The sequence below is a fragment of the Vibrio sp. 03_296 genome (assembly GCF_002265885.1).
In genome coordinates this window covers 1-8,254 of record NZ_NPKW01000354.1, presented here as the reverse complement: position 1 = coordinate 8,254, position 8,254 = coordinate 1, and the positions used below count along the sequence as shown (strand labels likewise).

Here is an 8,254-nt window from a genome sequence, read left to right as displayed (position 1 = left end):
ATCCTGTAGCACTCAGCTACAGGATTTCAACCCTTGATATTCACGACAGGTAATTTCTTCTCTTTTAAGCTCATCGACGCGAGCCGTTTTGGGTCCTTGTTCTAACCATTTGGCAAACTCTTCTATCTTCGGTGGTTCACCACAGGCTATCACTTCGACATCTCCGTTATATAAATTCTTTGCATAACCGACTAAATTTAGCTTTAGACCCTGATGTGAGGTGTGGTATCGAAATCCAACCCCTTGAACTATGCCAGAGACCACAAATTTTTCGCATCTTATTGCCATCCGTATACCTCTCCGTTTTTTTGAGTGATATATTTATTAAGTCTATTCACCCCACAAAGGACCGTGGGTTACTAAGAGCATAATAATTATGAAAGAAATACCATTTCGTTGGATTGATAAATATCTCATCCATTTAAAAATTCAAGAAAAGTTCTATCTGCTTTTCCTACTTCCTCTGATTGCATTACTTATCCTTACGCTCGTTCTTGATAACGCGGCAGACGCCATGCTCAATCATCTCTATCAAGATGAGTTGATATTGATGAAAAACTTTATCGAAGCCGGCAACTTATCACGCTCTCAAGTGATGGATATTTTGGCTTCATCCAATACCATTGCATTGGGCTCTGGCGCAGGATCAGTTTCTGTTCTCAATGGCTCATTTAACTTGGTGGCCACCCACGAGCAAGACTTGTGGACTGCCCTTTCCAGCGTCCACTGGACCGTAATTTCTGTCTCTCTCTTCATTGTTGCACTCGCGGTTTACTACATTATGACGTTCATTGGTGGCGCGATGTTCACAATGAACAAAGCATTGAGTACGCTTGCCAATGGTGATCTCACAGCGAGAATGAACTTTTTCCAAGTCAGGGATGAATTCAGTACCATCGCTATCACTATAGACAAAGTTGCGGAGCGCGAGCAAAAGATGGTGCTGTCGATCCAAGAGTCTGTCGCCTTAATGCAACAAATAAGCTCAGATCTCAACCAGTCGATTTGCAGCAGTTCTGATATTTCGAACTCACAACAAGAACATTTGAACTCATTGGCGAGTGCCACTGAACAGATGGCCTCAACGATTCGCGAAGTGGCCAATCTTGCCCACGATTCGAGCACACAAACGGAAGATGCTCGCAGTGTTGCTCAATCTGGCCAGGTGAAAGTGGCAAATACCTTAAATTCGATTTCTCAACTCTCGTCTGAAATCCAATCCGCTTCTCAGGCGGTAGAAGAGCTGGATGCCAACGCAGCGCAAATCGATGAAGTGGTCACCACCATCAACGGCATTTCAGAGCAAACCAACCTACTTGCATTAAACGCAGCAATTGAAGCAGCCCGTGCAGGCGAACAAGGTCGTGGTTTCGCCGTGGTGGCCGATGAAGTTCGCGCTCTAGCAGGACGAACTCAACAAGCAACGGTCGAGATCCAAGCGATGATTGAAGCATTACAGCGTAACAGTCAGTCACTCACCAAACTGATGGAAGTGACGGTAAATAATGCTAACCAAGGCCAAACCTTGATGTCGGAAGTCAATCATGAGATTGCTTCTCTAGCAGATAAAAACCAAACCATTTCAGACAGCAGCACTCAGATTGCGACCGCCGCTGAAGAGCAAGGTATGGTTGCCGATAATATCGCAGCAAGCGTGGAAGAAATTCGGATGCAGTCCAATAACGTATGCGAAATGATCAACATGACCTCTCGTAATGTCGAGCAACTAAGAAATCAGAGTGATGCAATGGAAAGGTTACTCACCGGATTGAAAGCATAAAATACGCTCAAACTAAGCAAAGGCCGCCAATGCGGCCTTTTTGCTATTTGCTTTTCTACTCTGATTCCTTGAAAATACCCCACTTTCATTTTTGCTTAAGAGAATTTCAATGTCTGCTGCCATCTATTTAGTCAAAGGTCGTGAGAAGTCTGTTGTTAGACGCCACCCTTGGATCTTTTCTCGTGGGATCGATAGAGTCGAAGGTAATCCACAACTAGGAGAAACCGTTGATGTTTATGGTCACGATGGCAAATGGTTAGCCAAAGCAGCCTATTCTCCTGAATCTCAAATTCGTGCTCGCGTATGGAGCTTTGAAAAGCAAGATATTAACAAAGCGTTTTTTGTAAAACGCATCCAAGACGCTCAACTTCTTCGCGAAGATGTGATTGAGCGAGATGGCTTAACTGGCTACCGCCTTATTGCAGCAGAATCTGATGGCATGCCTGGTGTGACCATCGACCGTTACCAAAATTTCTTCGTCTGCCAACTTCTCAGTGCTGGCGCCGAACATCAAAAGAAAAATATTGTTGACGCATTAATTGAAGTTTTCCCTGACTGCAATGTGTACGAACGCTCAGATGTTTCCGTACGTAAGAAAGAAGGCCTCCAAGAAACAACTGGCGTTTTACATGGTGAAATGCCACCAAAATCTGTTGTTATCGAAGAAAATGGCGTCAAAATTAGCGTTGATATTGTCGGTGGGCACAAAACTGGTTTCTACCTTGATCAGCGTGATAGCCGCCAACAAGCGATGAAATACGTCAAAGACAAAGAGGTTCTCAACTGCTTCTCTTACACCGGCGGCTTTGGGCTTTACGCTTTAAAAGGCGGTGCTAAACGAGTGATCAATGCCGACGTCTCGCAACCGGCATTGGACACGGCAAAGTTTAATGCTGAGCTCAATGCGTTCGATATCTCCAAGAAACGCGCGGTTTTCCTAAACGCCGATGTCTTCAAACTTTTGCGTGAATATCGAGATCAAGGCACCAAATTTGACGTGGTGATCATGGATCCACCGAAGTTTGCTGAAAGCAAAGCGCAGCTCAATGGCGCATGTCGTGGCTATAAAGACATCAACATGTTGGCCATGCAAATACTGAATCCAGGCGGTACTCTACTAACCTACTCATGCTCAGGCTTGATGGACCAAGTACTATTCCAAAAAATCATCGCCGATGCAGCAGTGGATGCTGGCCGAAGCGTTAAGTTTGTTGAACGATTCGAGCAAGCTGCCGATCACCCAACCGACACCGCTTACCCTGAAGGCTTCTACCTCAAAGGTTTTGCGTGTAAGGTGTTGTAAATTCTGAATCGCACTTTAAAAAAGAGCCTCGACAAAAAATCGAGGCTCTTTTTTTTATTGCAACTTACTTATATTACAGCTTGCTTAGACCAAATTGCAGACAGCACAAAAAACCGGAGCTCATGCAAGCTCCGGTTTTCGTTATTTTAGTCCTTTAAATGGTTTAGGTTATCCATCAAGCTGCTGGTGATATCCGCTGCCGACGCACCATCAAAGTCAATCGTTAAGGTTTGTCCGCCTTTGACGATAGTGAGGTGTGATGCACTCGCATCATCGGAAACGCTAATAGACACGTTTCCTACCGCCCCTTGATTGTCACCACTACCGAAATCGGCCAGCAAGGTATCGATATCCGCTTTAGACATATCGTCAAAGAGATCGGCTAGGTCCAGCTTATCGCCTTGCGACACGTTGAAGTCTGTCACGCGATCTCTCGCCGTTTCCATATCAACCCATTTAAAGATATCCGCACCATCACCACCTGTTAGGATGTCATTACCAAGACCGCCGATAAGAAGGTCACTTCCTGCACCGCCAAACAAGAGATCATCACCAAGGCCACCATCAAGGACATCGTTTCCAGCATGTCCTAGGATAATGTCATTGTTGTCTGTACCTCGGATTTGGTCATCTCCAGTAGAAGCGTTGAACGATGACGTTGCTGCAGCATTAGACTCGCCATTTGGACTCACATTGAGTGTTACTAGCTGTTCTGATTCAACACCACTGACATCCTTGACTGTCATTAGCACTTCAAAGGCCACTGATTGACCAGTGTTAATCTTCGGAGCACTTGAATCAGGCTGGAAGTAGTAAGAACCATCTTGTCCAATACGGAAGTCACCATACAGAGTGGAAACAAGTAACTCATTGCTAACGCTATCCACACTGAATGACAAGCTATCAGGCATATTGATTACAGAAGAGTCAGTATCAATCATCTGGATGACTTGCGCTTTCGTCGCATCAATAACCACTTCTGTTGCATCATCACCCGAAACCGCCATCAACAATGAACCGGCAGTACCAATAGTAGGACGTAGTTTCGGTAAATCGGTAACTAACTTCTCGTCAGGTATGTAAACTATATTATCTTCACTTCCAGATACTTGAATCAAACCAGATGATGGAACATTGGTTTCACTACCCACGCCAACAGCTGTTACATCTTTCCCTTTGATAAACGCAGACCAATCACTTCCTATTGTTCCTTGGTTTTGAGCACCGTCACTCAAGAAATAGATCACATCGTTTGTATCACCAGTAATACCTTTGACTATGGCATCCTGATAGCCCGCCATGACGGCGTCAACACCTTGGTCGTAATTCGTCCAACCTTCTGCATCGAAAATGCCGTTGTAGTTATTCTTGTCAACATTAGCATAAGCACTGCTCAACACAGTAATCGCTTGAGCAACTGTCATCCAAATACTTGAAGACCCATTTGTCGCATGAGTCGCATCAGTATCAAAGTCAATCATTTGTACTAATACTTTCTCGCTACCCTGTTGAGACTTAACATTTTCAAGTAGTTCAATAGATGCTTTCAGTACATACTCAATTCTTGTGTCAGACAAGCCAGCTGGCTTAGAGGCCATCGAGCCCGACGAATCAATCACAAGCGAAATAAGCGTTGTTGGAACCTCACCGCCTTGGTCCGCAAGCACATCATTGGTTGCAGCCGCATTAACTTCCGTACTTGCACCCGCATCTGATTGTGGTAGCGAGCTCTCTTTAGCCACAACATGAACATCGACGTCTAGCGCTTCTGCTGAAGGAGTGCGAACCACCAAATTATCGTAGTTGATGCTTTGCGTAGAATTGCCTTCTACATCGATCACCCAAACTTGCGCACCATTTATATCTTGGAAGCCACCTAAAGTCTCACCAGTGTTTTTATCAATAATCATCGTTCCATCAGGAAGTCCTTTAATTTGGACTTCATCAAGATACTCACTGCCGTCACGATCGGCGACTGATGCAGATAGGTTCAGCGCAGTCTCTGTGATCTGTTCTACGTGATAGGTACCATCTGGATTTAAAGTCACTATCGCATCAGAGAACACTAGTCGTTCGATTTCATAAAGATGATCACCCGTAAGCTCCCAAGACTTTCCTGTTCGAGCAGACGCGTCTTTACCTGTTGAGTCAAATACAGCCCATTGATCAACTTTCCCACCAAAATCGCCATTGTTAACCAATGTGTAGTTAGATAACGGACCTGAGTAGATGACGGTGTCAACACCATCACGATCAGTTGTGGACCAAGAGTCATCACCATCAATCTTGTCATCCCCGGCGCCACCAACGAAGACATCATTACCATACTTTCCGTACATAGTGTCAGCTTGAGCACTACCGAATAGAACTTCTGAGCCATTCGTGCCGGTAGCGTTTCGGTTTACTTCAACAACTACCCCTGTAACACCCAATGCAGCTTTATCAGCTTCAGACAATACTTGACCATTAACCAGTTTGGTATGAAGGGTAGAGTCCATCGTTACGTTAGTTGTAACACTATCACCAAACACTACCGTTACATTAGGCGCATCAGCCACCGCTTTTACTTCCAACATCACTGTTGCAGTATCCGTTTTATGACCATCAGAAACCGTCACTGTAAATGGCACATCATCAAAGTGTTTGTTTTCAGCTGGTTTAAACACTGCACTTGTCACTACACCATTTGCATCATGTGTTAGCACTAAGTTTCCGTAGCTTGGGTCAACACTGACATTACTAATATAAACTGTGTCACCATCAGGGTCGGTCGGATTCAATGCAGCCAAATTGAGAGAAATCTCAGTATCTTCCGTGCCTACCTCACTAAATCGAGTGTCTGCAAGATGTGGGGCATTGTTGGTCGATGTTTCTGTAGAGTCAGTAACGAAATTAATCGTTCCTTTATCGCTACCTTTATCGCTATCAGTCGCTTCATAAACAACCTCTTCAGACACAGCAGCATCAACAACTTCAACTGACTGCAATGTGACATTGGAGTTGCCGTTGTTGTTTGGATTATCTGTGCCATGAGTGGTGTAGACTCGAATTTCATCAAATCCACCATCGACTTTGATGTTGGCTGTAAAGACACCCGAACCGTCATAAATAGGCTGTTGATCATCATCGTAGATAAACTCTTGAACCACTTGCCCATCTTTAAAGACAAGCACATGGATTTGAGCATCCGCCAAACTTGTGTCGTTGTAATTCCCCCAAACGCTACCAAAGGTAACATTGGCTTCTTTCACCAAGACATCCGTCTTCCCTTGTGAAATTTGAGAGAAATCTACACTGATGTAATCTTTCGTGCTGACATCAAGTTCAGAGCTGCCAACACCAAGTCCTTTTTCATTATCCGCATTATCGAAAAATAGCTCATCCGGGGTTAATGAACTGTCTGTATCCGGTCTTGAACCCGTATAGTGTCCGCCAGAGATAATGACGCCGCTATCAAGAACAAAGCTCGTTACTGTATCGTCTGCATATACCCCTTTGAAATCAGTTTGAGCATCAAAGCTCAACTTGTCATTAACGTCATCATGTAAATCGTACTGAAGTTTGTCCGTCACTTTTACAACTGTGTCTTTCGTGACTTCTGTACGGCTGCCATCGCTGTTGACAACGTAAACGGTTCCCAAAACAGGAAGGGAATCGAAACTGATCGTTGTTTCTTTTACGTCCGTCGAGTTGGCATCATCTTCACGATCTGTAACAACATCAATTTGCTGGCCATCTGCTGTACTTTCATTTTCAAAGTCAAACCCGACGACAGAAGAATCAGGAGATAATGAAACAACGAAGTCATTACCCTGAGGCCCCTCATTGACGGCTAGTTGGTCACTATCTTTAAACTCCAAAACACTTGGCTGATTGCCATAGGTGATTTCAGCTGAGATTGATAGCTCGTCACCTACGATTGAACCAGAGTCAATAGAACCAGAGATCGCCCCAGCGGCAATATGTTCAGGTTCTAGCGCAAAACTTTGTGCTACACCCTCAATAACTATCGTGAGCATCGCGCCAACAACAGCGCCGACAGGCAACGTTATCGTATAGCCCACCGTAGAGCGATCACTGTTGATCACATCATCCTGATCTCTTTCCAAAATCACTTTAGGCGCAAACAACTCTGAAGTCGTTTTCGTACCATCGGTAAACTTAAAGTGTTCAAACTCAATGAAAGTGTTCACATCACCATTAGCCTCAGTGATTGTGACAGAGCCATCTGTATTAAGTGCAACCGAAGCGCTCGTAGATGCGAAATTCAACTCAGCAGTATCATTGCCAGCACCACCATCAACCACTAACTTGTTGTTGGCATCATCTTGATCTGATTTGAATAGATCATCACCACTACCAAGTAATACAAAGTCGTCCGTTGATTCTGCTAGTGCTGGATCATAACTACCATGGTAATAATGAACCGTATTAGACGCTTCGCTGACATTGCCAAAAGAGTCTTTCTCTTTTGCATACAAGAACTCGTTATCATTCAGTGGAATGGCTGATTCGTTCGAAATATCCAGTGTCCATGACAAGTCTTGCTGAACAGTTGCGGTTCCGATAGTGACATATACACCATTCGCATCTTTAGCAAATACTTCAACCTCATTACCGGGTTCACTGCCAGTACCATGAAGAGTCACAACTGAATAATCAGATTCAGATGAATCATCAGTGACTTTTGTGATAGTTGGTGCATCTGGAGCCTCTATATCAAAGAAATACGGCTCAGTCGTAGCAGCAACAAACGTGTTTCCTGCAACATCAGAGACAGTCACCTTAGCTGTAAGAATTGCTCCACCATCTACTTCTCCATCCGGGATCAAGTTAGAGCCTTTGGTGACAAACTCAAATTTATACCCAATCTGGTTACCATGAGCATCCAAATGAGGCTCATTAGATACGAAGCCTGAACCAATAAGCTCTCCATTTACGTAAAAATCAATTTTATCATTAGGCTGCGCATCCTTATTAACATAACCAACAACGGTCACATCGGCATTAGACTCATCAGCACTTATCTTGTGGTCACCGGCTATGTTTAGGATGTCGATTTCGGCGGCGATGATAGTATCCAACGTCGCGCTTTCTGTGTCGCTCGCTGGKTGCCCGCGCTGTCCGTCACGTCCGCTTCACGCTGATCGCGTCCATCAACCAGACCCTTA

At 44.5% G+C, this 8,254-nt stretch carries 4 protein-coding genes; 2 read left to right on the top strand and 2 right to left on the bottom strand.

Features of this window, described 5'->3' with window-relative positions; genetic code table 11:
* Positions 1-12: 12 nt before the first annotated feature.
* Positions 13-288 (bottom strand): acylphosphatase, encoded by a 276-nt coding sequence (gene yccX / locus CIK04_RS24605; RefSeq protein WP_128824684.1) that lies wholly within the window; start codon positions 286-288, stop codon positions 13-15.
* 88 nt (positions 289-376) lie between these two features.
* Between yccX and CIK04_RS24600 the strand changes: the two genes are divergently transcribed.
* Entirely contained in the window at positions 377-1,780 is a 1,404-nt protein-coding gene (locus CIK04_RS24600; protein ID WP_097353440.1) for a methyl-accepting chemotaxis protein, read from the top strand.
* Positions 1,781-1,889: 109 nt separating this feature from the next.
* Positions 1,890-3,083, top strand: coding sequence for a class I SAM-dependent methyltransferase (locus CIK04_RS24595; RefSeq protein ID WP_097353441.1), 1,194 nt, complete (start codon positions 1,890-1,892; stop codon positions 3,081-3,083).
* 146 nt (positions 3,084-3,229) lie between these two features.
* On the opposite strand, the gene CIK04_RS24590 is transcribed toward CIK04_RS24595, so the two are convergent.
* Complete coding sequence (locus tag CIK04_RS24590) at positions 3,230-8,167, bottom strand: type I secretion C-terminal target domain-containing protein (protein WP_128824683.1); 4,938 nt, start codon at positions 8,165-8,167, stop codon at positions 3,230-3,232.
* Positions 8,168-8,254 lie beyond the last annotated feature (87 nt).

What these genes read in the sequence shown, in the direction of transcription:
- CIK04_RS24595 (WP_097353441.1), top strand. Translation starts at nt 1,890, where the DNA reads ATGTCTGCTGCCATCTATTTAGTCAAAGGTCGTGAGAAGTCTGTTGTT.
- CIK04_RS24600 (WP_097353440.1), top strand. Translation starts at nt 377, where the DNA reads ATGAAAGAAATACCATTTCGTTGGATTGATAAATATCTCATCCATTTA.
- yccX (WP_128824684.1), bottom strand. Translation starts at nt 288, where the DNA reads ATGGCAATAAGATGCGAAAAATTTGTGGTCTCTGGCATAGTTCAAGGG.